At 46.3% G+C, this 25104-nt stretch carries 30 protein-coding genes; 15 read left to right on the top strand and 15 right to left on the bottom strand.

Features of this window, described 5'->3' with window-relative positions:
• Positions 1-1506, top strand: a complete 1506-nt coding sequence (locus ACN0S4_RS07970) for a CsgG/HfaB family protein (protein ID WP_417657153.1) — start codon at positions 1-3, stop codon at positions 1504-1506.
• Complete coding sequence (locus ACN0S4_RS07975; protein WP_417657154.1) at positions 1490-2074, top strand: hypothetical protein; 585 nt, start codon at positions 1490-1492, stop codon at positions 2072-2074. Before ACN0S4_RS07970 ends, ACN0S4_RS07975 begins: the two co-directional genes overlap by 17 nt.
• Before the next feature lie 305 nt (positions 2075-2379).
• On the opposite strand, the gene ACN0S4_RS07980 is transcribed toward ACN0S4_RS07975, so the two are convergent.
• Positions 2380-3366, bottom strand: a complete 987-nt coding sequence (locus tag ACN0S4_RS07980) for a hypothetical protein (protein WP_417657155.1) — start codon at positions 3364-3366, stop codon at positions 2380-2382.
• 111 nt (positions 3367-3477) lie between these two features.
• Positions 3478-4347, bottom strand: coding sequence for a LysR family transcriptional regulator (locus ACN0S4_RS07985; protein WP_417657156.1), 870 nt, complete (start codon positions 4345-4347; stop codon positions 3478-3480).
• 139 nt (positions 4348-4486) lie between these two features.
• On the opposite strand from ACN0S4_RS07985, the gene ACN0S4_RS07990 reads away from it, so the two are divergent.
• From ACN0S4_RS07990 to ACN0S4_RS08030, 9 genes are all read left to right on the top strand, one after another.
• Positions 4487-5125: a class I SAM-dependent methyltransferase gene (locus ACN0S4_RS07990; protein WP_417657157.1), complete on the top strand. Its 639-nt coding sequence runs from the start codon at positions 4487-4489 to the stop codon at positions 5123-5125.
• 24 nt (positions 5126-5149) lie between these two features.
• Positions 5150-6013, top strand: coding sequence for a DMT family transporter (locus ACN0S4_RS07995; protein ID WP_417657158.1), 864 nt, complete (start codon positions 5150-5152; stop codon positions 6011-6013).
• Positions 5973-6764, top strand: a complete 792-nt coding sequence (locus ACN0S4_RS08000; RefSeq protein WP_417657159.1) for a PhzF family phenazine biosynthesis protein — start codon at positions 5973-5975, stop codon at positions 6762-6764. The genes ACN0S4_RS07995 and ACN0S4_RS08000 overlap by 41 nt, the downstream gene beginning before the upstream one ends.
• 1 nt (position 6765) lies before the next feature.
• Positions 6766-7791 (top strand): alpha/beta hydrolase-fold protein, encoded by a 1026-nt coding sequence (locus tag ACN0S4_RS08005; protein WP_417657160.1) that lies wholly within the window; start codon positions 6766-6768, stop codon positions 7789-7791.
• 28 nt (positions 7792-7819) lie between these two features.
• The gene (locus tag ACN0S4_RS08010; protein ID WP_417657161.1) at positions 7820-8677 is read left to right on the top strand and encodes a hypothetical protein; all 858 of its coding nucleotides are present in this window, start codon (positions 7820-7822) and stop codon (positions 8675-8677) included.
• Between the two features lie 84 nt (positions 8678-8761).
• Positions 8762-9109 (top strand): DUF6249 domain-containing protein, encoded by a 348-nt coding sequence (locus ACN0S4_RS08015; RefSeq protein ID WP_417657162.1) that lies wholly within the window; start codon positions 8762-8764, stop codon positions 9107-9109.
• Positions 9102-9638 (top strand): RNA polymerase sigma factor, encoded by a 537-nt coding sequence (locus ACN0S4_RS08020; protein ID WP_417657163.1) that lies wholly within the window; start codon positions 9102-9104, stop codon positions 9636-9638. Before ACN0S4_RS08015 ends, ACN0S4_RS08020 begins: the two co-directional genes overlap by 8 nt.
• Positions 9635-9934 (top strand): hypothetical protein, encoded by a 300-nt coding sequence (locus tag ACN0S4_RS08025; protein WP_417657164.1) that lies wholly within the window; start codon positions 9635-9637, stop codon positions 9932-9934. Before ACN0S4_RS08020 ends, ACN0S4_RS08025 begins: the two co-directional genes overlap by 4 nt.
• Positions 9935-10004: 70 nt before the next feature.
• Positions 10005-11498: a serine hydrolase domain-containing protein gene (locus tag ACN0S4_RS08030; protein WP_417657165.1), complete on the top strand. Its 1494-nt coding sequence runs from the start codon at positions 10005-10007 to the stop codon at positions 11496-11498.
• Between the two features lie 70 nt (positions 11499-11568).
• Here the strand turns inward: ACN0S4_RS08030 and ACN0S4_RS08035 are convergent, their stop codons facing one another.
• The 13 genes from ACN0S4_RS08035 to ACN0S4_RS08095 form a co-directional block, all read right to left on the bottom strand.
• On the bottom strand, positions 11569-12639 hold the full coding sequence (locus ACN0S4_RS08035) for a type 1 glutamine amidotransferase domain-containing protein (protein WP_417657166.1): 1071 nt from the start codon (positions 12637-12639) through the stop codon (positions 11569-11571).
• Between the two features lie 63 nt (positions 12640-12702).
• Positions 12703-13929, bottom strand: a complete 1227-nt coding sequence (locus tag ACN0S4_RS08040; RefSeq protein ID WP_417657167.1) for an aspartyl protease family protein — start codon at positions 13927-13929, stop codon at positions 12703-12705.
• 91 nt (positions 13930-14020) lie between these two features.
• Positions 14021-15250: a sensor histidine kinase gene (locus ACN0S4_RS08045; protein WP_417657168.1), complete on the bottom strand. Its 1230-nt coding sequence runs from the start codon at positions 15248-15250 to the stop codon at positions 14021-14023.
• A complete protein-coding gene (locus ACN0S4_RS08050; protein WP_417657169.1) occupies positions 15240-15926 on the bottom strand; it encodes a response regulator transcription factor in 687 nt (228 codons plus the stop codon). The genes ACN0S4_RS08045 and ACN0S4_RS08050 overlap by 11 nt, the downstream gene beginning before the upstream one ends.
• A 24-nt stretch (positions 15927-15950) precedes the next feature.
• Positions 15951-16511 carry a flavodoxin family protein gene (locus ACN0S4_RS08055; RefSeq protein ID WP_417657170.1) on the bottom strand — a complete coding sequence of 187 codons (561 nt, stop codon included), beginning with the start codon at positions 16509-16511 and terminating at the stop codon, positions 15951-15953.
• Positions 16504-16632: a hypothetical protein gene (locus ACN0S4_RS08060; RefSeq protein ID WP_417657171.1), complete on the bottom strand. Its 129-nt coding sequence runs from the start codon at positions 16630-16632 to the stop codon at positions 16504-16506. The genes ACN0S4_RS08055 and ACN0S4_RS08060 overlap by 8 nt, the downstream gene beginning before the upstream one ends.
• On the bottom strand, positions 16625-17503 hold the full coding sequence (locus ACN0S4_RS08065; RefSeq protein ID WP_417657172.1) for a LysR family transcriptional regulator: 879 nt from the start codon (positions 17501-17503) through the stop codon (positions 16625-16627). The genes ACN0S4_RS08060 and ACN0S4_RS08065 overlap by 8 nt, the downstream gene beginning before the upstream one ends.
• The gene (locus ACN0S4_RS08070; RefSeq protein ID WP_417657173.1) at positions 17503-18192 is read right to left on the bottom strand and encodes a GNAT family N-acetyltransferase; all 690 of its coding nucleotides are present in this window, start codon (positions 18190-18192) and stop codon (positions 17503-17505) included. The genes ACN0S4_RS08065 and ACN0S4_RS08070 overlap by 1 nt, the downstream gene beginning before the upstream one ends.
• Positions 18193-18196: 4 nt before the next feature.
• Positions 18197-18628: a DMT family transporter gene (locus ACN0S4_RS08075; protein ID WP_417657174.1), complete on the bottom strand. Its 432-nt coding sequence runs from the start codon at positions 18626-18628 to the stop codon at positions 18197-18199.
• A gap of 3 nt (positions 18629-18631) precedes the next feature.
• Positions 18632-19258 carry an NAD(P)H-dependent oxidoreductase gene (locus tag ACN0S4_RS08080; RefSeq protein ID WP_417657175.1) on the bottom strand — a complete coding sequence of 209 codons (627 nt, stop codon included), beginning with the start codon at positions 19256-19258 and terminating at the stop codon, positions 18632-18634.
• Positions 19259-19261: 3 nt separating this feature from the next.
• On the bottom strand, positions 19262-20254 hold the full coding sequence (locus ACN0S4_RS08085) for a cyclase family protein (protein ID WP_417657176.1): 993 nt from the start codon (positions 20252-20254) through the stop codon (positions 19262-19264).
• A 17-nt stretch (positions 20255-20271) separates the two neighbouring features.
• The gene (locus tag ACN0S4_RS08090) at positions 20272-20910 is read right to left on the bottom strand and encodes a DsbA family oxidoreductase (protein ID WP_417657177.1); all 639 of its coding nucleotides are present in this window, start codon (positions 20908-20910) and stop codon (positions 20272-20274) included.
• Between the two features lie 169 nt (positions 20911-21079).
• Positions 21080-21997, bottom strand: coding sequence for a LysR substrate-binding domain-containing protein (locus tag ACN0S4_RS08095; RefSeq protein WP_417657178.1), 918 nt, complete (start codon positions 21995-21997; stop codon positions 21080-21082).
• A 121-nt stretch (positions 21998-22118) separates the two neighbouring features.
• On the opposite strand from ACN0S4_RS08095, the gene ACN0S4_RS08100 reads away from it, so the two are divergent.
• Genes ACN0S4_RS08100 through ACN0S4_RS08115 form a run of 4 tightly spaced genes read left to right on the top strand, consistent with a single transcriptional unit; the run spans position 22119 to position 25094 of the window.
• Positions 22119-23012 (top strand): pirin family protein, encoded by an 894-nt coding sequence (locus ACN0S4_RS08100; protein WP_417657179.1) that lies wholly within the window; start codon positions 22119-22121, stop codon positions 23010-23012.
• A gap of 43 nt (positions 23013-23055) precedes the next feature.
• Positions 23056-23301: a DUF2798 domain-containing protein gene (locus ACN0S4_RS08105; RefSeq protein ID WP_417657180.1), complete on the top strand. Its 246-nt coding sequence runs from the start codon at positions 23056-23058 to the stop codon at positions 23299-23301.
• 18 nt (positions 23302-23319) lie between these two features.
• Complete coding sequence (locus ACN0S4_RS08110; RefSeq protein ID WP_417657181.1) at positions 23320-23946, top strand: hypothetical protein; 627 nt, start codon at positions 23320-23322, stop codon at positions 23944-23946.
• Positions 23943-25094, top strand: a complete 1152-nt coding sequence (locus ACN0S4_RS08115) for an alpha/beta hydrolase-fold protein (RefSeq protein WP_417657182.1) — start codon at positions 23943-23945, stop codon at positions 25092-25094. The genes ACN0S4_RS08110 and ACN0S4_RS08115 overlap by 4 nt, the downstream gene beginning before the upstream one ends.
• Positions 25095-25104 lie beyond the last annotated feature (10 nt).

Genomic DNA, 25104 nt, shown 5'->3' on the forward strand with positions numbered 1-25104 from the left:
ATGAAACAGCTAGCTAATTGGTTTGCGACACATCGAATCATATGGACGGTGTCTACGATATTCCTGTCTTCCAACGCAATTGCTCAAAATTCTTGCGATGAGATGCTTGAAGAAATTGACGCTGTCAGTGGCGCCGTCCCTAAATTTGAAAGCGGCCGATTAGCTTCTGTTTCGATGTATGGCGAAGGAACATTTACTAGTCCCAAAAGAAGTCTCATCGCCAATGCACGGGCACAAGCAGAGTTACAAGCTAAGTCATCGTTGAGTTCCTTTTTTGAGACACAGCTTCAGCAGGGGTCCTTGTATCAATCATTAATCGATAGCTCGGAAGTAACATCAGAAAATGGAATCACCGAGGGCGAGGCTGTTGAATTACGTAGATCAACATCGTTTATTTCAGAAAACACTTCTGCAGTTCTTAAAGGGATTGTGAAGCTCGATGAATGTGTCGATACCGAAGAAAAATTTGTACTAGTCCGCATGGGATGGAAACCAGATTTCGTCGAACAAATTGGCCAAACCCATAGGGATATAAGCAGTTCGGAATCAACTAGTGACAATGTTAATAACTCAAATCGAGACCTCCAATCACCAGGCATAAAATATATCGAGGTTAACAGCACTGGCTTCGGCCAAAGTTATGATGATGCTATTCGTAGTGCTCTACGTTATGCAATTTCGCAGGTTTTTGGGGAGGCGATTGCTTCAAGTCAAGCAGTCACAACTCAAATCGATAGCATTGAGTTAAGTGACTCAGACAACGATAGTTATGGAATAAGCGCTGAGGGTCGAAGTGTATCAACGACCAATGTAAGTATAAGTTCAGGAACTATCCATAAATATGAAATCATTGACATTACTGAGACCAATGACGGTTACGAAGCCTCGCTGCGCGTTGTACTTGCAGAGTACGAGAGTGGCATTGATACAACGAAACAAAATATCGTTGTCCTTCCGACTCTCTCAAATGACAATCATCATGAGATTGCCGACAGCGTTCAGCGACGTCTTGAACAGGCGTTAGTAAAATCGCAAAAATTCAACTTACTTGACAGAGAGTTTCTCGATTCAGCAGAGAGAGAGCTTGGCTTTATAGCTTCGGGTAACAGCCCAGTTGAGGAGTTATCGAGACTCGGCAATCAAATTGGCGCTGACCTGTTAGTCATCACTGAAATAACGAACTATGTAATTGATGAACGAGAACGTCGAGTCGGTGATCGCATCATGACACGCAGTGAGCTCAATGCTGAAGTTCGATTAAAGATAATAAATCCAGCGACAACCCAAATCATTGTAAGCGAACTAATCACTATTGAACGTCAGCGAGTTCCAAAGCCGAGTCTGAGCAAGTACGCAAGCATCATATCAAGAAGATTGAGCGCTCAAGTGCTGGGTGCGCAAGCTACACGTGAACAGAAAGTAGCTCCACCAGACGTATCTGAAGCGAAAAAGCGTGCGATGGAGCGTCAGAAGAAATTGGAGAAAGAACATGAAGACGATTGGTAAATTAACGACTGCATTGTCAATAATGGTCGTTTCGAATTTAACATACGCAGGCGCGTGCGATGAGATGGAAGCCGAACTAAGTGCAATCTCAGGAGCGGTTCCTAAATTTACTGAGAATGGCGAATTACATTCCATCTCAATGTATGCCGATGCCAGTTTTATTGCACCGAAGCGTAGTCTGATTTCCTCAGCACGAGACGAAGCAGAGCTAAAAGCTAAGTCAGAGCTTACCAAGTTTTTCGAGGAGTCACTCGGGCAAGACACATTAGTCGGAACTTTGAGCGAACAAGTAGAGAAAACTGATTTTAAAGGCAATTCAGAAGCAGTTGCGATAGAAGTAAGACGCGTAGCAAATATTATTACAAGCAGCTCAGAGGCTGTAGTGTCGGGGATAGTGAAACTTGATGAGTGCGTAGATACTGATGGCAAGTTTTTGATCGTCCGCATGGGTTGGAAACCAAACTATTCGGAACTAGCTCAAGATGCCAAAGATACAGAAAGAGACAAGAGCAAAATCAAAGAAGCAAAAAGCTATCGGAAGAAAAGCGAATTGGCTGACGATTTCTAGGTAGAATTATTTCTACCTAGAAACTCAGGTTTTCTCGAGTCTTACAGATTTTTTGTCGTAAGGCAAAGGTCAAAAGTTGAGTTTTCGGAGTCGGTTCCCTGTGACCAATTTTGTCATTAAGTGGTCTCAAAAGTGTCGGTTTTGGCTTTAAAAAGAAACCATAATACCGCTTAACCCCTTGCTACGCCTAGCTTTAACGATTTACTACCGAACCCATGACTGCCCTCCGGAGGCAGAGGATACAGGTTCGACTCCTGCCGGGTGCGCCACATTTGTCGGTGCATATCTCTATAGTACGTACTTTTCTAATGATTCAAGTCATAGGCTTTAGCAGTCTTAATGGCTGCATCAACCAATGTCTCATTATCCGATTGCCGTATCACTCGTTCAATAAATGCGTTCGCAGGTGTTCGGTCGTTCTCACCAGCAATTTTGAGCAAAAGTTTTGCGTACTCGAGATTATCAATGGTCAGTAGTTGGTGCTCTGCAAGAACAAAATGGAGTGCAGTCACTCCTGCCTCTCGGTTCACGTCATCTTGGTCAGCAAACCGGGCAACCAAAAAACACGAATCAAGCCACTTTTTGCGGTCAAACCAATCCACTGGAGGAGCCGACTTGCAGGCGACTAGAAAGTGCTGTTGCGCTTTAGCAATGTTGCCTATTGTCCAGTAAAACTGAGCGACTCGTTCATTAATAAAAAAGTCATCGGGATAGCTCGCGATTGCTGCTGCGGCAACGCTAGTCCCCCACTCAAAATCATCAGTGTTTTGGGCCAAGTTAAGTTGCGCGATACGTCCCCACTTAGCGTCATTAGCAACAATGTCAGCGGTTAATTTTCTTTGCGCAGCTAATTCACCATCTTGGCCAAACGCCGATGCTCGCAGCACTTTATATCTGGGCAGAGCGGATTCTGCAGCCCCAGCACGGAACTTCGCCTGAAGTGCCTTATTGTAATAAGTTCGTTTACGGAAAATATTGACTTGGTGTCCAATACTTCGCCACGCCTCGGCCGCAAAAGCATGAGTGCGGGCCTCATCCGCATACTTCACTTCGTAAGCGCTTAGCCGTTTAATTGCAGTATCGCTATCGTCAGTAAATAGATGGTACAGAACCGCGAGCTCACTACATTCGGGAGACGCCGCGCAGCCCGGATTTTGGATCAAGCTTTGAGCAGCATTCGTCTCCCCCTCAAATAGAGCCTCCTCGGCTTTTTTATAGCTACTTGCCGCCGCAGATTGAGACATAAAAACATATAGCAAACCTAACCAGCATAATCGAATAGCAAACTTCACCTACGCACCTCGTATCATTCGTTCCTTGGGTGCGCCTATACTTGGTTAGCTCAGTTTGTTGCTCAAGAAAAGTATGATGAAAAGAAACAAAATCGTGATCAACGCGCAAATTCAATTGCTCAAACGGTCCGCCAAAAAGTCGTAGACGAATCGTATACGTTGGTTTTGCCGTAACTCAGAATGGCACACAAGCCATGTGCTGTAGTCATAAACGGAATGCTCCTTTGGGAGTAAGCGCTGGAGATCAGGTATTTTCTTGCCAAGTTTGGTGGGTAATAATGCAAAACCAAGACCTAGTTTGGCTAATTCGATGTGACTGAGCTGAAAATCGCTTAAGCACACGTAATTAATTCGCTCTTTCGCAATTCCGCCATCGACCAAAATTTTTGTCAAATAATCCGTCTCGAGAAAGCCAATTATATGCAAGGTTGACTTTGCGTTATCTCGTCCCGAATGGATGGCGCATAACTCTGGCGTACCAAATAGATTCACTTGTGCATCACCAAGCTTCCGAATGATTAAATTTTCTTCAGTTGGCCTAAAATTTCGAATAGCGATATCGGCGTTTCGGTGAATGAGATCGGCGCTATCGTTGGAAACCTCTAACTTAACCTGGAGTGTAGGCTCAAGCTGTTTTAATTCATTAATCAATGCCGGCATGGTGAAGCAGGCATCAACTTGGCTGACGGCCACAGTAACGGTTCCCTCTAAGGATTCGGTGGCGCCTTTGGCTACCAATATCGCATTATTGGCAACGTGTTCCATTCCCTGCAACGCCTCAAGAATACGCTCACCCTGCGGGGTGAGGAACAAACTATTCTTGCTACGCTCGAATAGCACCACACCAAGGCTTTCTTCCAAAGCTGAAACCCGCCGGCCCACCGTCGGTTGACTGGTGCGCAATAGCTTAGCAGCCGCCGTTAATGACCCTGTTTCAGCGGTTACTAAAAAAGCTTTTGCATCGTCCCAGTCAAAGTCCATTGTGATTCTCATTGTCAGAAGATGACTTCAGTATACATTTTTGAATAACCAGCAAACAATGAAAAAGAAAGACCCTCTGTTTGGCGGGTGGTATTTTGCGGTTCATTAAATAAATTATGTGCGATGTGCAACCACCAACATGAGCGAAAAACCTACAGCTGCGCTCTTCTGGGACAAGTTAGCAGCTAAGTATGCTAAGAAGCCTGTACCCGATGAGGCAATCTATCAGCGCAAGCTACAACTTACGCAACACTTCCTATCTGCGAGCGACGTCGTGCTCGAATTTGGGTGTGGCACTGGCAGCACTGCACTTGTGCACGCGCCAAAGGTTGAACGCATCGATGCAACGGATATTTCCCCCGCAATGATCGCTATCGCTAAAGAGCGCGCGCAAGCCGCCAATATTTCAAATGTCTCGTTTGAGGTAGGTGAATTAGAGGACTTTAAACTTAAAGCCGATAGCTATGACGCTGTTTTGGGTCTCAATATCATGCACTTGATACAGAGCCCCGCAAATACGCTACGCGAAGTTCACCGGATTTTAAAAGCGGATGGGATATTTATATCCAGCACCCCACTTTTGAAAAATGAACCTATTTTTGTGCGTTGGATCATTAAGGTGATGCAAGCACTAGGCCGCGCCCCCCACATTAACTTTTTAACTAAAGACGAGTATTTAAAGCAGGTCACCGACACTGGCTTTGAACCTGTTCAGGCATGGATGCCTGACAAAACCAGCGTCTTTTTAATCGCACGAAAAGCTGTAATTAAGATTTAATTAACCGATTATAAAGAGAACAAATTGAAACCTTACTTATACATGATCGGATACGGACTATCCCAAACAATTGTCTGGATTTTAGTGTCCTATCTCAGTCAATCCGTTGCGGTGACAGTCATGTTCCTCGCTCGCAACTTGGTGGGCTTTTTGCTTACTTTTCTATTTTCGGCTAACAAAGCTCTACCGTTGGCCTCATTTAAACGATGGAAGGCACATTTTTTCCGTGCGAGTGCAACGCTTCTTGGCGGTTTAAGTATTTTTTATTCAGTTACCAAAATTCCTGTTGCCGACTCAGTTGCGATTACGTTCTTGGCGCCGATTTTTGGTACAGTTTTGAGCATTTTCTATCTTGGAGAAAAGCTAACAAAAGCAACTCTATTCAAATTAGTGGTTGGCTTTATTGGTGTTTTTATTATTACGGGCTTTAGTGCTGAGGGCGACGCGATTGGCTATGCCGCGGCATTATTTGGCGCCTTTATGACTGCCGTGGCATACGTTTCGGTAAAAAGTTTGTCGGACACCGAGTCGCCACAAACGATTTTGTACGTTTCTTACCTTGTGATGGTCCCTATCTCTGCCCTGCTGGCAATTGATGGCTGGGTTACCCCGACGAACACACAGCTACTTTGGCTACTAGCTATCGGTACAGCATTCTATTTGGCCCAAATTTTTATGGCGAAAGCGTTCTCCCTAGCTCCCGCAGCGAAGGTCCTTCCTGTCGACTACTCGAGGATTATCTTTTCAAGCGTTTTAGGGTTCGTTTTTTTAAACCAATCGATGACCCTGAGTACATACATCGGTGCTGCTGTCATCTTACTAACTGCCACATTACGAGAAAAAGATATTGAAAAACTATCGTATCGCCGTATTTTCAAGCGCCCCTAATGCTGGCAATCATTGTCTTGTTTTCTTAGTAAGCAAAGAACTCACTAAGCGCGAGATGCAATCGGCAGCTGCAGAAAACGGGCTTTCTGAAACAGCGTTTATTCACTTATTGGGTAACAAGGCAACCCTGCGGATTTTTTCGCCTTTATGCGAGATGCAATCGTGTTTACACGCGACTCTCGCGGCTTGCTACGTCATGCATCACGAAGGGCTCAATTGTGAATTGCATTTTGGAGATAACGTTGTAACGCCTCGATACATCGGTGGCCAGTTAGCGCTACGCGTCCCTTTGCTCCCAAGTGAAGCCATCGAGCAAACCGCCGCTCTCGTTTTACGCAACCATTTTTTAGATGCCTCGTCACTTTGGCCTGTAGCAACAGCCAGTCAAAAGTTACGTTTACTGATCGAGTACGCAGATGAACAGTCTGTCAGAGCGATTCAAGTTTCTTCTTTCACGGATATCGCCGACGCTTTTCCTGATATTGAATCATTCTTTGCCTATGCCGCAACCGGTCTACCCAATACCTTTATTGGGCGAATGTTTGCACCACAACTTGGCATCAGCGAAGACCCAGTGAATGGCAATTCATGCATTGCACTCGCCTCAATACTATCGGTACAAACTGATGACTTAGGCGTTCTAATGGTACGCCAAGCGCAGCAATGCAGTGTCGAAATGACCATCGAAAACAATAACGCTCTGGTTACAGCCAACTGTTGCTTCGCCGAGCTTGAAAGCCGAGACCTGTAAAATGAACAATAAATTTAGTTTTTTAATGTATTCCGTGGCTCTATTTGCGTTAAGCATCCTATCCAGTCCAAGTGCCGCCGAAGAAAAGCCTTCCGATGAACCCTTTCATTACTCAGTAAATCTTCCGCAGTCGTATAACGACTCTAATCGCAGCTACCCTGTAATTTTTCTTGTCGATAGCGGCCCTTTCTATAAAGGCGATTACTTCAATGAAGCCGTTGAAGCAGTTCGGCGACTTGAAGAATTTCATGAATTCCCACAAACGATTATTGTGGAGGTCGAAGTTAAACAGCTCTGGCGTTATGTTACACGTGACCGAAACATGCTCAGCGAGTGGCTCAGTTCTGAACTAGCTCCGCTTATTGCGAAGCAATACCGAACTCTCAAGCGTAATAGTATTGTCGGTTTTTCGTATACTGCAGGCGGACTAATGAACTCTCTCGCACTTCGCGAAAGTCCTTTCACCACTATTATTAGTTTGTCACCGGTTTTTGATTCCATCAGCGATATACCTGAGGAATTAGCAAACGGCAATATGTTACCTCAACATTACGTGGTGTTTGGCAATGAGAGTCACCGACTTATGCAATTCTACAAACCGCTACTGGATTCTCAGAGCAACGCCGACTTATCCATCATTTCTCTACCACAAGAAAACCACCAATCAGCTCTCATTCCGGGATTGCGTGCGGCCCTTTTACAAGCACACTCAGATTACCAGCTACCCAGCTACAAACAGTTCACGCAACGCGATTATAAAGTTCAAGACTTAATGGAGATCCTAAAGCAGCGGACCATCGACTATGGCGCGGCACCCGAGTCATCTTTGCTTTCAGAGCTAACACTCGCAGCAGCCAAAACCTACACTCAGTTGGGCAAGTTTGAATTAGCTGAGCAACACTGGCGCTTCACAGAATCCGAGCATAAGTCTTACTTCATGACGCAGATAATTGCAGAGTTCGAACGCAATAATCAAACAGACTGGGCTGCGCGCACAAAAACCTTGAGTCAAAAGCTAGGCCTTTAGAGTTGGCACAATTGAGAGTGGAGAAAAAATGTCTTTTTTAAAACAAATATGGGCTCTTTGCGTCGTACTAATATATACGATGCTTTGCCCGAACCTTTGGGCCGCAGAAATCGAAATCGACGGTGAATTGTTCGAAGTTAATCGCATTAACCAACATGTAGTTATTGCCAGCCAAGCGTTTGGCGCAACACGAATCAACTTCGGCATCGTCGTGGGTTCGGATGAGGTGGTGTTGATCTCATCCATGATGCGACGGAATGCACAGTCTATCGAAGAGCTCGTTCGGCACATCAGCGGAAAACCCATCAAGAAAGTTTTAATTATTGATTCGGATCCTTTCCATCATCATGGCAGCTCCTATTTTCGTGATCGGGGCGCCACGATTATTGGTCATGAAAACCTCACTGCTCAGGGAGTGACGATAGATATTAGCTTCTCAGAGGAGCTTCTCATCGATGCTGGCACAGAGACCATTCGCATGACCCATTCAGCAGCCCACACGCTCGATCACGCCTTCATCACTTTAGAAGAAAGTAACGTCGTTTTCGCCGGGGATGCTCTACGCAACGACTGGCTTATTTATGCGGGTCCCAACGGCTGGCCTGCGCATATTTCGGCCTTGCGCAAGATAGCTTCTGAGCAACCTGAATCAAGAATATATGTTCCAGGCAACAGAGGACAAAAAGTCAGCAGCTCTGCTGCTGAACTCAACAAAATCATTGATATTTATGAAGGTTTCAACAAGTTGTCTCAGAAGCTGGCGAGCGATGGCTTATCTGCGAAAGCTATCGCAGATCATCAAGGCATCAAATCTCTATTGCAAGAACTGGAGCGTTACGACGAGTTCGCAACTTATACCATCCACCATGTTGAAGACATAAATTAAAACTATAATCCAAGGTGCATCTAAAGCGTAACCTCAACGTGTCTATATACCTAGATGACTATTTAGAATTTATAAGGAACTTCTATGTCTGAGCTTTGGATACCTGTTATTGGCATTATTTGTATAGCACTCGTGATCATTGCAAGCCTTTATTTAGGCGCGCGTGAGAAACAACAATTACACACAACCCTGCAGCAGCACCTCCAAAACGGTGGTGAATTGTCGCCAGCTTTACTCCAACAACTTGGTGCTAATGTGGATCAAGCTAAACGTGATTTGCGTCGAGGTTTGCTGCTGACAGCCATTGGCGCCGCCTGTTTTGCCGGAGGATTGGTCAGCGGGAACTTCGTTGTCGGGGCTGTTTTTGGTGTCTTTCCACTGTTCGTCGGCTTGGCCTTTTGTGGCATCACGCTGCTAAGCAAAAATGAATGACCAAAGCCTAATTACACGCGTTTTACTGAACGATGACCAACATGCGTTCACAACACTCGTGCGTAATTATCAGCAGCCCATTCGCCAGTTTCTCCGACGACTCACGAAGGGCAACTGGTCACTCGCTGATGACCTTGCCCAACAAGTTTTTATAGCTGCCTACGATAAGTTGGCTTCGTTTCGGGCCGAGGCGAATTTTAGTACCTGGTTGCATAGCATAGCCTATCGCGCTTTTTTGAATGAAATGCGCAAAGCGCACTATCAGCGAGAATCTGAGCTTACAGATCAAACATTTAGCCCAGCGACTCACGCCAGTGCTGAAAATGAAATTTTGGTAGAACAGCTCATGGCACAACTTTCAGTTCCGGAGCGCACCTGCATGACGCTCGCCTTTAGCGCTGGTATGAGCCATCAAGAAATCGTCACCGTGACTGACTATCCGCTAGGCACCGTCAAGTCCCATATCAATCGAGGCAAGCAGAAACTAACCACTTGGTTAAAAGAATCTCAAACAAGGAGCACCGCATGAATGATTCCTCCGAGCAAGACTTCACCGAGCTACTTGCGTACCAGCAAACAGATTCAGGCGAAAATTTTGTTGAGCAGGTCACCGAAAAAGTAACCCACAAACGCAAATTCCGTCGCCGCGTACTCATGTTTGCTGGTGCAGGAGCCATCTTAACAACAGCGCTGCTCGTTAGTGTGTCAAAAGCCTCAAACTGGGACGCCATGGCAAGCTTCATCAGTCAGTCACCGATGCTTATTTTCGGCGCTATCAGTATTGGCTTGCTAAGCGGTTTATTGCTTCGCGCAGACGCAAATTAAATCCTTGCATCCAAAAGGTACTGTCGGTGTTTCTAATAGATAGTCATTAACGAACAATTGGAAACACACAATGAAAAAATTTGCTTATGCTGCCACCATCGCGGCAACATTATCACTAAGTACTTATGCCAATGCTGATGGCGTCGATGAGGCTGCACTCCAACGACTTGATCAGCAGTTACCAAGCACACTCGAACAGCTCTACCAGAAACATCAACTCAAAGGCGATCTGCTACTTGCAGTTGTCGATAAAAGTGGGCTGCGCTATTCCTACACGCTTAACGCCCAAGGTAATGAGCCAGGAAAAAACGGACTATCAGCAGATACACCATTTTTGATTGCATCACATACCAAAGCCTTTACCGGCACTTTAGCGCAAGTCTTGGCGGCCGGAGGTGAATTCCAACTGAGTGCGCCTATTGAAACCTATTTGGCTGATGAGATAACTCATCCAAAAATCGCAAGCGATAGCATTACCGTCACTCAGTTGCTCAACCATACAGCTGGCTTCACCAGTATTATGCATACGTTTAAAACTGCCTTTCTTGGTTACCAGACCGAAGCTGAGCTAATTGAAGCGCTCAATACAGATACGCTAGTTGCGCCAGCTGGTGTGTTTAGGTACTCCAATACGGGGCCTATTTTGGCAGCGCGCGCCATGGAAAACGCAACCGGAAAGAGCTGGAAAAAGTTAATGGACGAAAAGCTATTTTCGCCGCTTGGTATGCATCACACCAGCTCAACATTAAGTGCTTATCCTGCAGGCGCTATTTTACCTAGTATCGAGGTTGGTGCCGATGGCGAGGTTTTGCGTACCGGACTCTTCAAAACAGATGGCACTTTACATGCCGCTGGCGGCAGCGTTTCGACCTTGGGTGACATGGCCAAATGGCTGCAGTTTAATTTAAACCAAGGTGACGAGCTTTCGGCGTCCGCTGACTTTTTTACGCCTTTGCACGCGCCAACCACCAGTCAAGAAAAGACCTACTATACCTACGAGCGAACCGGATACAGCTTGGCATGGGACATTGCTAACTACCATGACAATACTATCCTCACCCGTTTTGGCAGCTACGCTGGAATGAGCTTTCATGCGTCATTTATGCCTGAGCAAGGTGTGGCAGTGATCGCCTTTTTCAACGACCAGCGTGGGTATGTACTTCCTCATCTAGCGGCAAACCTCGCCTATAATTTGGTTATCGCACCTGAATTGGCACAGTCGCGCTATGCGGAAGAAGTGAAAGGCGTAGAAAAAAGTATTGCGCGTGAACAAGCAAATGCTCTGGCCCCTTCAGCTCGGGTAACCTTTACCCCAGAATGGCAAAGTCACCTCGGCACTTATATAAATACCGACGGCTGGCCGGCAATCACTTTAACTGAAAAAGACAACCAAGTTTGGCTGAGCAGCGGTGTATTAGCTGGGCCTCTGTACGCAAATGAAGAAGAAGCGGGAAGTTATATTGTCAACCTCGGTTCACTGCGTCGCCCTATTAAGCTGTCAGTATCCGAAGCTGGAGAGGTCACCTTGATGAATGGTAGCTTGGAATACCTGAAGCACAACTAAAGTTGCAACTTTTTAAGTGTTAGAAAGCTGGAGAGCTTGACTTCTAAAAGCCAAGCTCCTAGCTTTCAGCCTACCGATTTTTTGAAACATTCGCCAAGCGTAACAAATCGATTCCTTTACCGATCTCAAAGTCGATCATTGCCACCAACGCGTGGGTAAGAACTGTTAAACTTTTAACTCGGTATTGAGAGCTTAATAACTCGCTTTTAGCTGTCTCGTAGCCTGCTGCTTCATAGCGCATCAACACGTCAATCGCACGTTCTTCCTCGGTTCGAGGACGATATTTCGGGGTATAGCCAAGCTCTTCTACCACTAACTCAGCGACTCTCCAAACCGACCAAGGGTTCTGGCCTGTTATTAGTTTTCCGTCGTGAGCCACATTCTCAAGATACCGGGCCCCCGAGATAAAATTCCCGCCCCGTTCTTCGAGCATGTCCTCTAACAGGAACGGAAAAACTTCACTCGCATTAGGAATGATGAATAATTCTTCTTCATTGGTAAACCCACTAATATCTTTGCCAGCTAACAAGTAACTTCCATCGTCTAACCGCACGTTTAAAAGCGCCGCAGGCCCATGGCATACAGCGCTCACGACACGGTCATTTTCGTACATTGTTCTGACAATTCGTTGTATGTCCCCATTGTCAGGGAAGTCAAACATTGTGCCCTTGCCGCCAACGAAGTAGACCGCTTGGTAATCAGTCGGTTCGATATCGGCCAAAGCAATAGAGTCGCTCAATTTTCGCTGTGAATCAGGGTCATTCAAGAAAGCGTAATCATAGATATCCATATCATCGTTATCCATGACAGCTGGCGGGTTTCCGCCCAATGGACTGGCGATATCAACCTCAAATCCATTGGCTGTAAATACCCAATAGGCTCGAGCCAGTTCGGTGAACTCAAAGCCGGCTTCTATCTCGTCATTTGCCTCTCCAACATTGGTCACCACCGCAAGTATCTTGCCTCGATATTCAGGTCGTTCAGAATTGAGGTAATCAAGCTCGCTTTTTTGCGTGCTCTTTACTGATTCAATATGCGCTTTGTCCGGCACAAAACCTTTTATCCAGCTTTGTAACCCCAGGAAGCTAGCGAATAAGACGCTAATGATAACGATTAAAATGACGATCAACTTTTTGATCATAGATACTCTCCTACTAAATAAAGCAGGAGAGTAACCTCAATGAAGTAAAAAAATAGTGAAACGCTATGGTGTTGAGAAACCGGGGATAGGTTTAAGTACAATCAAATGACATTGCTTATCGCGAATACAAAGTTTTAGCTCACCAGGTGTGTTGGCAATATCTAACCAAGTCGAGGTGCTAACTCTGCTAGTGGGAATATCGTTCATACTCTCGATGACATCGCCAACTGCAATAGACGAACCTTCGGTGGGAAAACCGTTGGCAACGTTTCTGACAATAAAGCTTCCATCAATTTGCTCTCTTAATTCAAGGCCCGAAAGATTAAAGCGACTTGAAAAAGGTTGCTCGGAATAGGGAGTAAAGCTAATGGTTTGACTTAGATAATCAATGCCAACTCGATAATGCGCAAACAGTGCGCTCCCGATGACATTCAGATCATCCTCGTCTTCAGCAAAAATGAGGTTAGTTTTGACGCCCTCAATTTCAAGGTCGCCTATGCTTAGCTTAGGAAGACGAAACCGCTGATGCGCTGCTTTACCACTCAAACCAAAGTCTGCAGCTTCCACCAATGGCGAAGGCAACTGAATTTCTCGGTTCTCGACATAAGCAGTGTTGATTTTCAAATAGTGGCGGCTACCCGTATCGATTTTGACATCGATTTCGCTCTGCTTCTGGTCACCAAAATCAAGCGTAACCGGAATACTAATCTTTCTTGAACCCGTTTCGAATCCAAGAACTGTCGATTCTGGGCTTTGGGCTAGCGAAACATTTGAAATAGTGACTTGCTCCGCCTGATAATCGAAAACCCATGCAAAATGTTGCAAGAAATCGTTCCCGATGACTCCGTCAAAGATCATTTCTTGGCCAGAAAGGAAATATTGACTTTGGCTCACTGGGACCACGGCAAAGCTAAAATTCTTAACGCTTACGGGGCCAATATTTACCTCGGCAACCTCGGTTTTATATCCCACCGAAGATTCATCATTACCCCAACCAAAAACTGGCAATTCATAATCGCGCTCGAAGGCCATGTTTCGGACTTTTTCTGTGTCAAATAACATGGAGAACGAAAGTCCGGTATCAATGTGCATAAGGAACTGCGTTTCACCATCAATCGATATCAGCACATGAGGTTTTACTCCTATGTACTTGGTGTCGAACGCATATTGCTGCTGTTCTCCCTGCCACACAGGTTGAATATCGTCATTTTCTGCACGCATTTTAAAGACGTTAACTAAACTACAGCCCGACAGCTGGAGTAGCAAAATCACTGCAAATATCTTCTTCATAACTGTTACTCAAATAATCGAAGGAAACCAATAATGAAGTCTATTGCTAAAGAGGTGAAAAACAGGTGAAGTCAAAAAACGGGAGAAGGTGTTAGATTGACCAATAAAAAGTAATCGAGAACTTATGCGAAACCAAAGAACAGTCACATTTCCACTCTTGCGCTGCGGCAATGCGCTCTACCAAGTAGAGACCTTGCCCTATCCCCTCACTCGTCTTGCCTTTGCTCTGACGCGACAACGGAATCTCGGGAACGGAGTCTGCTGAATTGCTAAATCGCCAATAACTTTGCGTAGCTTCTATGCTGATCTCGGGACTTTGCGCATAGTTGACAGCATTGCCTATCAAGTTTCGGATCAAAACAATGCATAAAGCCTTATGCGCAGTGATTTTTAGATCATAGGGAACGTCAATTCTAAAGTCGAAGCGTTCAAGTTGCTCCTCACTAAGCGTGTTCATCAATGTCTCTTCAATCAACGCCCGTAAATAGAAGGTTTGCTTCTCGACCACTTCAGCTCTTGCCAAAGCCATCAAGGAATCGACACAGGTGCTCACGTAGTTAATTTGCTTTTCCTGCTCCGACAGTTCATCGGGCGTTAACGGCCGACGCTGCTGAAGTGTCAGATAGTTTTTAATTACTGCTATTGGCGTACGGAGCTCATGGCCTACATCGCGAGTAAAGTCACTCTCTCGTGTAAGAGCGCCCTGTAAAGAAGAAAGTGTTCTTTGGAATGACCTTGCCAAGTTTCCTATTTCGTCCTGCCGCTCAACCTCCAGCGAAGACGAGATTGCCTGTGGCTGAGTCGTCACTAGTTCAGATAAATGAATCAGTGGCCTAGTGATTTTGCGCGTTAATCCGTAGGCTATTGCAAAGGCGATAGTAAATGAAGCTACCAGTAGCAGGAATAATAGTAGTGACACCTCGTTCAGGATTGAAGGAAGCGCAAGCCAAGACGTCGCATTAAGAAAGACATAAGCCGTCATATCCTCAGACAGAGTCAACGTCTTAATGTGCCAATGTCGCTGTTGCTTGTCAGTGACCTCCTGATCTGCAGACGATGCAGAAGCCAATAGTTCCTGATACTCCAATGGCATTGGTTGATTCGATGTGAATACCGCAACGTGGGAAAGTCTTGACGTCAAACTCAGCCCGTCTTTATAACGCTCTCGTAAATAATCAACTTCATCATTGAGCACGTTCTCAATAACTTTATCTTCTGTGGCGAAGCTGACAACGAAGGCAATACCAGCGAACATCACCGATATGAAGCAGCTAAAAGCTAGCAATAGGACAAATACCTTACGCCGAATGCTACGCTTCATCAGCCGCTCCCAAATCCAGTCGATAACCTAAGTTTGTCACAGTTTTCAACATTGGATAGTCAAAACCTTTGTCGAGAATGTGCCGTAATTGATAAATATGCGACTTCAGCGCATCAGTTTCAGGGGGCTCATCACCCCATATTCGATGGATCAGTAAAGCCCGACTCGCGGGCTGAGGATGCGCTTCAACTAAGGTTTCCAGTATTTGGAATGGGATTTGTCCTAGATGAAGGGGGTGACCATTTCGATGAGCGACGCGCGCTACACTATCCAGCGTAAGCGGCCCAACTTTCAGGACTTTTGGCTGATATAACTGATGTCGCCGACACAGTGATTGGCATCTCAGCAACAGTTCATGTAAGTCGAAAGGCTTGGTTAAATAATCGTCTGCACCAGCCGTAAAGCCCTCGGTTTTATCAGCGATCGCATCCCGCGCTGTGAGCATAAGAATCGGTAGGTAGATAGCTGACTTTTCCCTGATTGATTTAGTCACCTCAAAGCCATTCGAGTCGGGTAGCATGACATCCACAATAACTAAATCATACGTTTCACTTAAAGCGAGATGCGTGCCATGACGAGCTGTCATCGCATAGTCCACAACCACACCGTTATCACCAAGAAACTCGGTGATTTGGCGTGCTAGCACTGCATTATCTTCAATAAGTAACGCTTTCATGTTAGGTCCCGGCAGCTCACGTAGTTACCTCATACGTTGTGCCAATGTCACAATGCGTTGCCCTAAATAAGCGGCGGTAGATTTATCCGCTTCATGCACTCCCTCGCCATTGACGTGCGCGACCACGCCAAGCTGACTACCTAGACGATTAACGTTTTGCTTGGTGTAGCCATGCGCCGCATCAATGCTGACCCACAACATGCCTTGCTGGCAGGCCAGTGTGAAAAAATAATGTAAGGTGCCGGATTGATCGCCATTCGGCGCACTACCACAGGTAAAGCCAGCAGCTAATTTATTCGCCCACAATTGTTCACACCACAATTCACTGGTGGCGTCTGCAAACGCTTTAAACTGACTAGCTACCCCACCCATATAGGTTGGTGAGCCAAATATGATGGCGTCGCATTTGCCAAGCTGAGTGAGCGTGTCTTGATCAACAAAACGCCCATCAACGAGTTGCTTTTTGTCGATGCGAAAACGCATCACCTCAACATCGCCAATGGCATTAGCGCCATGCTCAATTTGCTGAGCTAAGGTTTCCGTCGCTCCGGTTGCACTAAAATAGATGATGCCCAATTTAATCATGATACTTTCCTATCTTTTGCAACGCACCATTCGCGTGCTCCATATCCATGAGCGATGGCAAAAAACAAATTACTGCGTAAATCATCTGTACACCCTGCCAGCGCGAAATGTTACTACTCATCTTTTAGCTCTTCCGTTACATAGCTTGTAAATGCTTTGACCACCTTGCTGGAGGCAAGCTCAGGGCGTACAGCCAGCTGCAATGCGACCGTGCGCATATGGCCGTTATCAAGGTTGAGTTGGACGACGTCAGCGTCATTTTTATGCTCTAAGAACCATATTGGTAGCCAAGCAAAGCCAGCTTTGTGCTGAACCCCCTGCCAGGACTGTTCGAGATTACTGACCGTTAACCGACTAACAGCTCCCAACCAGCCTGAGTTAACGTTACCTCGCAACCCAGCATCGCGAACCACGAGCTGACGATGTTGCTCTAGCTCTTGAAGTGAATGTTTTTTATCTCCAACCATTCTGTGATCTCTATGCGCAACAGCGCAAAGATCGACGGTTGTCGCAAGTTGTGAGACGTAACCTTTGGGAATGGAACTCGCGATACCTACATCAACCGTGCCATCATCTAGCAACTCACCACAGCGTGAGAGCGCAGTTTCATGGAGTTGAATATTGAGATCAGGGAAGTCAGCGGCAAGTCTTGATAACGCTCGCCATAGCTGCGAGGCAGGGAATAAAATATCCACAGCGAGATTAAAAGTACTGCGGATTTCGCTGTGCTGTGAAATCGCGTCATGTTCAAGAGCATCGGCATGACTTACCAATGTGCGCGCCGCGGCTAGCAGGCTTTCGCCGTAAGGAGTCAGTACCGCTTTTCGCCCAACCACCTCAAACAGGGGCTTACCGACCGTTTGTTCGAGCTTTTTAATGCTATGACTTATGGTTGACTGCGTTTTATAAAGCGCATCTCCGGCTTGCGCAAAGCCTCCATTATCGACGACAGCAATAAACATACGCCACTGTTCTAGAGATATACGATGCATTACTTTCTCCAAAAGGTTATCGAACCTGTTTCCTGAAAGCCCAAACGTCGGTAGAGATTGAGACCCATCTCCGAGGCCTGTAAAGTCATGACTTCTGCGCCCCGCTGTTGCGCCCACTTAATGCAATGCAGCATCACTTCAGTCGCGTAACCTTTACCTCTGAAAGCGCTAGTCACAGCCACTTGGAATACACCTATGGTTGTGCCCTGCTGATAGAGGAGCGCGGTCGCCACCCGCTCGCCATGCACACGTAAAAAACCTAATTTCACGCCCTCTTCGCGAGCAGCTCGTTGCAAAGGAGCAACTTCCATAGAATAGCCAAAACCTTCACTGCACATTTGCTTGAAGGCGCCAATGCCAGCCTCGTCATGACTATCGAGTAATTCCAGATCGGTTCCCACAGCAAGAATTTGATGTTCCTGTGGAGTCAGTAAATGCATGAAGGTAAGACTGACGTCTGCTTGCAGCCCTTCCGGCCCTCTTTCAGGCGCGGATATCAATACTAGCTGCTGAGTTGAGTTTAGCTCGTTTTGTTGCAAACTCAGCAGTGTCTGTTCTGTATCCAGCGAATCATGCCAGACCCGATGCGGCCAACTCGTCGAAAACCATAAACCGTTCTGTTCCTTCGCACCATAACAACGCCAGAGATCGAGCAAGTTCATGTAGTTTTTCTTAAGGTATGTCTTCATTTGATTACCTATTTAATAAGACTAGGCCAACGACCATTGCACTTAACCCGATTAATTTGGTTTGGTTTAACGGCACTTGCGGTAAACCAAACCAACCAAAGTGACTCGCGACTACGGCAAGAACGAGTTGCCCGGTAAGTGCGTAGGACATCATGGCTCCCACCCCCATTTTGGGGATCAAGAAGTAGAACAGACCGACACCGGTTGCGCTCATAATCCCGCCTAACCACAGATACCAAGGCACCGCACGTACTTCGCTCCAGTTTGGCCATTGGCTGGTAAAGCTAATAAGCGCAAGACCGCTGACCAAAACACTCAAGGCAAATGCAACCACGGTGGCCATCAAAGAGTTCTTCAATAAAACACCGAGCTGACTGTTGATTCCCGCTTGCAGTGCAATGAGGGCGCCAGCGAATAACGCCATTAGCAATAACATGTCCTAGATCTCCAAGCTAAAATCGTTTATCGGTAGGCGCACTTTACGTTCAGCGCTGCTCGCATCAGTGTCCGCGCGCTCACCTAACGCACAAATCACTGCACTTCGGAGCCCCAGCTCTGTAAGGCCTAATACCTCGTCAAAGCCCTGATTTTCAAAGCCTGCCATCGGGCAAGCATCGACTTGTTTCAGTGCAGCAGTCGTTAATAAGTTGCCCAGTGCAATATGCACTTGATTCTCGGCCCACTGCTGAAGTTGCTCAGCAGACATTGACAACATCACGTCTTTGACGTGCTGCGTGAAACCCGCCAATGCCCCCGCTTCAAGACCACGTTCAATTTCTACATGAGCGAAGTGTTGCTCGATGAACTCAGCATCAATCGTGGTATTCACGGTTAGAATAAATAGGTGCGAACAATCACGAACCTTGGTTTGCCCCATCGCATAAGGTAGTAGCTCACTTTTCACCTCTGGTGACTTAACCACCAGCAGCTTATAAGGTTGCAGACCATAAGCAGAAGGACTTAAGCGCGTGGCTTCAACAAGCTCTGCAATAGTTTCGTCCGATAATTGCGTATCACTGAATTCACGCACGGCGTAACGCCAGTTCAATGCTTCTAAAATAGCCATGACTTAATCCTCGTTAGTCTCTGTAGTCGACGTTTTGAATGGGAAGGCAAGCGGACGCAGCGGTGCTGCATCAGCACCACGTAATTTCAATGAGCCGCCGACAAAAGCAAATTCATAAACTTCCGCTGCAGCAAGTTCTTCCAGATTTACCAGCTCCATAATAGGCACGCCTAGTTGGGTCAAAAGGTATGTATGGACGGGAACATAGTTACCTTCGACCTCTGACGGAAAGGCTTCAAAGCTGAGATTATCAGCACCAATGATCATCGCTTCACCCTCTTCAGCTAAATACGTCGCTGCTGCCATACCTAAGCCTGGTGAATTGGCCATGAATTGTGCTGCTTGCTCGTAATTTTGCATGCGTCCAGTGCGTAATAAGACGACATCGCCCGCCTGCAATTTCACCCGCTGTTGCTCGAGTGCTTGTTTAATGTCCGCAACCGTTACCCGATAATTGTCGGGCAACATGTCGAGCCCTTTTGCTTTAGGTAGGTCGATGAGCACACCACGCGCGACTAATGGCGGAATAGTTTCCGCACCGCTGCGTTGCCAGCCCTTGTCGCCAAGGTGTTCATCAGCGTTGAAGTGATTGTAGATTTCACCATCCAAGCCAAAGTGACTGAAAGCATCAATGTGCGTGCCGGTGTGGGTATACATAGACACGGCGCTACCCGAGTAGCTAACATGCTGGTTGACCTCTTCGCCCATACCGAGCACGTCATCAACCACTGCGCCACGTGGCGTATGGGTCATCCAGAATTGATAATGCGGATCGCCAGCAGCTTGCCAGCTCGGCATCCCGACAAAATATTCGACCGATAGGTCGTAAACATTTCGGGCATCAATGTTCGCCATGACAGCCGCTTGGCTCTCCGGCGTCATCATATTGAGACGACCGATTTCGTCATCCTCGCCCCATGGACTGGTGCCCACATACTGTTGGGCTGGTGTCGCTTGCATAGCGACAGCAAGTAATGCGCTTACTACGATATTCATAGTTCCTCCTCCGCATGTTAGCTTGCTACATGCGTTGCAATGAGTTGTTCAAGTTGATCAAATGTGAGTGTTTGCGAAACAACTTTCGTGTCATCAATGACTAATGAGGGAATCGTACGGATACCAAAGTTTTCGGCACGCAATTTGTCGTTTATGACCGCTTGTTTGACTTTTGGCGAATACAAGGTCGCCAACAATTCGGGGTAGGTAAATTCTTGTGCTTTGGCAATGGCGTTGAGTTCTTGAACGTCAGCTATATTGCGAGCTTCATACAAATGCGCACGTTGGACTGCATCAAAAAAGTCCCAATGCGCTTGCTGTCCACCCAACTTTTCAATCGCTTTGGCGTAAAGTGCCGCTAGATAACCCGTTGGATAATCAAAAGGTGCAGCGCGCATGCGTTCAATATTGATCAGTTCTGGGTGTTCAGCGTAGCGCTGACACTGCTCCCAATGCTGTAGGATTTCTTGCTTGGCTTGCGCCAGCGAGCCGAATCGCGCAATCATTTCGCGTTCGTTGCGCTGCAGCACAAAAGCGCGGTGCACAATCTTCACAGGGTATTTCGCAGCGATTTTACGTAAACGGGGTGATAGCAAATAGCACCACCCACATACCGCATCATGAAAAAACTCTATCGTAGTCACAACTAACCTCATTCAGTATTTCTGACGGCTATAAGGTTAGTGCGGTGTTGATAAACAAGAAAATGACTATTATCGATGCTACTCAACGAAAAAAAGCATGTATCGTACTTTCCCGTTTAAACAAGAAGTTAGCAGTTCGACTTCACTCGGTGAAAACCACTTTCATTGCATCGGTTTTAGTTTAATAACCTGGGTTTGCAAGTCTTTGTGCGTTTTCACATAGGTAATTTGACAACGCCTTCGTGGCCTCGGAAACTCCCTTTCGAGATGGCTGCAATATCGATAGTTGAGTGGAAGCGGTAATCCATTCTGGCAGGACTCTTACCAAGGAGCCTTTGGCTATCTCTTCTTTACAAACATAAGCGGGTAGTGAAACAAGTCCCTGACCGCGCTCGGCAGCGCGTTTCAATGTCCACATATCATCAGAGCAGAAATGTGGACGATAAGCGACTTCAACAATGGGTTCTTGTTTATGTTGTAGCGACCAGCTCTTCTCGATCGACTGCCAGCCAAACCCTAAAGCACTTAAGCCGATAATGTCAGTTGGGCTAGCAATAGCAACGTTCAATTTTGCAAGAAAGTCGGGACTCGCAAAAAGGTACCAATCGACTTTGGCCATTTTCCTTTGGATGTAACTCGAATCAGGTAAGGCGCCCTGATGCCCTCTTATCACCATATCGAGCCCTGCAGGGATAATATCAATATACTCATTTGAGGTGTTTTGCTTGACGATGACCTCTGGATTACGCTCCAAAAAATCAATCATCAGTTCTTTTACCAAGAAGTTAGCCACGCCCACGGAGCTACTCAAACTGACTGTTCCGGCTATACCTTCACTGATACCTGACATAGCGTTTTCCGCTAGCTCCATCGCGTCAATAACGCGACGCGCTCGCAGGTAAAACAGCTCCCCTGCTTCAGTCGTATTAAAGTGTCTCGACGTTCGTTGCAATAATCGATGCCCCAACCGTTCCTCTAACTTGGCAACGTGACGGCTAACTTTTGACTTGGAAGTGTTCAACGCTCGTGCAGCACTCGAGAAACCTCGGTTCTCGACTACTTTAACAAAGTAATAGTAATCATTGATATCAATCACCATAGAGCTCCCCCGGCTCAAATGCGTTCTATTTTTAGAACGCTTTGTTCATTTTTTAGCCATTTATTTGCTTGCTACCGCCTTCTATCATTAAAGGACACATTGCATATAAACGGAGTGCATCATGACTTACTTATCAACAGCGCGGAATGAAGGTCAACAACTATTCAAATTGAACAAGAAGGTGATTGGTAGCCCGTTCACCGTCGGCGACGCTTTCAATGCCTTGGCCTTTCGACATGCGAATTATGATATCGGATTCGACCCACTCATTATGGTCGATCACTATACCATGACGGGTACGACATTTGGCGCGCACCCCCATGCAGGCCTATCAGCAGTATCGATCATTTTTGAAGACTCTGTTGGGAAATTTCATAATCGTGACTCATTAGGTAACGACTTTGATATTAACCCAGGTGACTTGTATTGGTTGAAGGCTGGCTCCGGCGTCTTTCACGACGAGGAACCACGCGAAGGAGCTCGGATTCATGGTCTTCAAGTGTTCGTTAATATGCCTAATGAGAAGAAAAATGACACACCGGAGTCACTACATATCAAGGCTGCAGACATGCCTATCATTGAAAGCGAAGGAGCACGCGTACGCATACTCCTTGGCTCTTGCAACGGCATAACATCTAAACAGTCACCCTCAACGCCGCTAACAATTCTTGATGGCTCAATTGAGAAGGCGAAACATTTCACCTTTGCCGTTAACGAAGGTGAAGACGCTTGGATTTATGCTATTTCGGGCGCGCTACAAATAGAAGTTGGCTCATCCAGCGTGACTTTAGAAAATGGCGCTTCTGTTTCGCTAAAAAGCGAAATAAACGATTTACGTGTTCATCTTGCAAATACTGGGAGTGAAGTCGCTCGATTCGCGGTGTTGTCCGGACAACCGCTAAACGAACCATTTTTCCAGCAAGGTCCGTTAGTCGCTGCCGACCCTAGCTTTATGGCTAGAACGTTAGCGCGGCAAGCAAAAGGTTTGTTTGGCACGATTCCACCTAAAGAATAAATCTGTCTGGGTTATCTGATTAACGCAACGTACGAGGTGAAGTATGAGATTTTTAGAAATTAAACGCATGTCATTGGCCGCTATTTTAATGTCGGTCCTGATGTCTGCGGTTCTATCGTTTTACTGGGCCCTAGTAGATACATCAGCTAACCAATTAGCGCACCACTTTGCCCCGTTCATTGCTAAATGGGTTGACTCATGGCTGATTAGCTTTGCCATCGCCTGCCCTGCAAGCCTTGTTTTTGCACCCATGATCAAAGCTTTCACTACAAAAGTAATTGTTGAGTAGAGCTAAGGAGTCGTTGACATGAATCATTTAGATGAGTTTCAAAATGCTTGGGACAATCCTGAGTTTGTAAAAATTGAGCTAGCTCCGTTAGATGTCAATCAAGTCCTTGCGCGTAGTTACCGAAGCACTCCAAGCCTAAGCATGACCAAAACCCAATTATGGGACATGGAAACGCACAAAGCCTCTCGCCCAGACTTGTTTATTCCCTCAGTAATTAAGGCCGGTTCAGCTGCCTCGTGGGGTTATTCTCGAAATGGCAAGGCCGATTTGTTCACGCGCGTGTCAAAGCAACGTTTATGGCTTGATGACAGTTTCTACGGAACTGTCATTGAGAGTGTTCGCGTTGACCATACAGCAAAAGTAGTCACCTTTATCGGCGAAGCGCATGCGAACTCTCCAGAACATGGCGAATTTAACGCCACTGATAAGCAACCTCTCTTTCATGTGCAGCATGGCGTCATAGGAGACGAACACAACCCTCAAAACACATGGAAAATCGTACATCTGACGTCGAAAAATAGGTCGGCCTTAGAGCGGCTATTTGAAAAAATGAATCACGCTCAATTATTGCCAGAATATATTGAAATCTATCTTCGAGAAGTTACGAAAATCAATTTACAGCGTATTGCTGAGGAAAATTCATGAAACACCTTTACCTTTTTCTGGTACTCACCACTTTGAGCTTGCTTAAGCCAAGCTTTGCAGATCCAATCGAGCAACTGCAACTTGCAGATGTATTCGAAATCGAATCTAAAGTAACCGAAGAAACGATTACTTACTACGTTTCGCTACCAAAGGGTTACGCGAGATCTAACGCAGACTACCCGACTATTTTCGTGCTAGATGGTGGTTATAACCAGTCACATGTGGTCGGCAGTCACGAAGTTTTGGTACGTACCGGCTACATGCCACCAGCGATTATCGTCGGTATCGTCAGCGAAGACCGGACGTATCACTTTGCTCCAACAGCAAGCGAACAATACCCGACCGCCGGCGGTGCGGAGAAGTTCACACGGTTTATTCAGACTGAACTCATCCCAGAACTCCAGACAAAACATCGGATGAATGACCATCAAGCGGTTGTCGGTCACTCTTTTGGCGGCCTTTTCGCTGCTTACAGCATGATGAACGACCCAGATTTATTCGATAGCTACGTAATCATTGCCCCAGCACTTTGGTGGGATGGAGAAATGATGCTCGCGCAAATGTCGAGTATTGAGCCATCTACTTTATCTGATAAGCGTATTTTTTATGGCATTGGTGAAGATGATGGCTATGGCATGAAGCAAGAAATGAAGCGATTTATTGATGCCACGCCAGAGGCAACAGGCCTCGCTATCTCACAGCGTCAATTCGAAAGCGAAGGCCACATGTCTGCCCCTTTATTAACTACTTATTATGGCTTCAAGCACATCTTCTCCGACATGCTTTTATCCGCCGAGCTGAAAGAAAACTTCTCGTCTGAAGCCTTTCTTGAACATGAGGAAAACGTTGCAAAAACATACGGCACAGAAGCTAAGCAGTCCGCTGAAACCTATGTATTTCTCGCGCTCGACTTAATGGAGCAAGAACGCTATGCCGACGCTGCAATTGTTTTTGAGCGCAATGCCGACGCGTACTCAGACTTCCCCAACAGCTGGTTTTGGCTGGGTCAGGCTTATGAAAAAGGCGGTCGATTGAACGAAGCTCTGGACGCTTATGAAAATGCCATCGAGTTAGCGGAAAAGGGACGTGGTACCGTCGCAACCTATCAAGAGAGTGCTGCCAGAGTCAGGGAGAACATGCAAAACTAATTGTGTCACT

The sequence above is a fragment of the Pseudidiomarina aestuarii genome, from assembly GCF_048263735.1.
Classification (GTDB): Bacteria; Pseudomonadota; Gammaproteobacteria; order Enterobacterales; family Alteromonadaceae; genus Pseudidiomarina; species Pseudidiomarina aestuarii_B.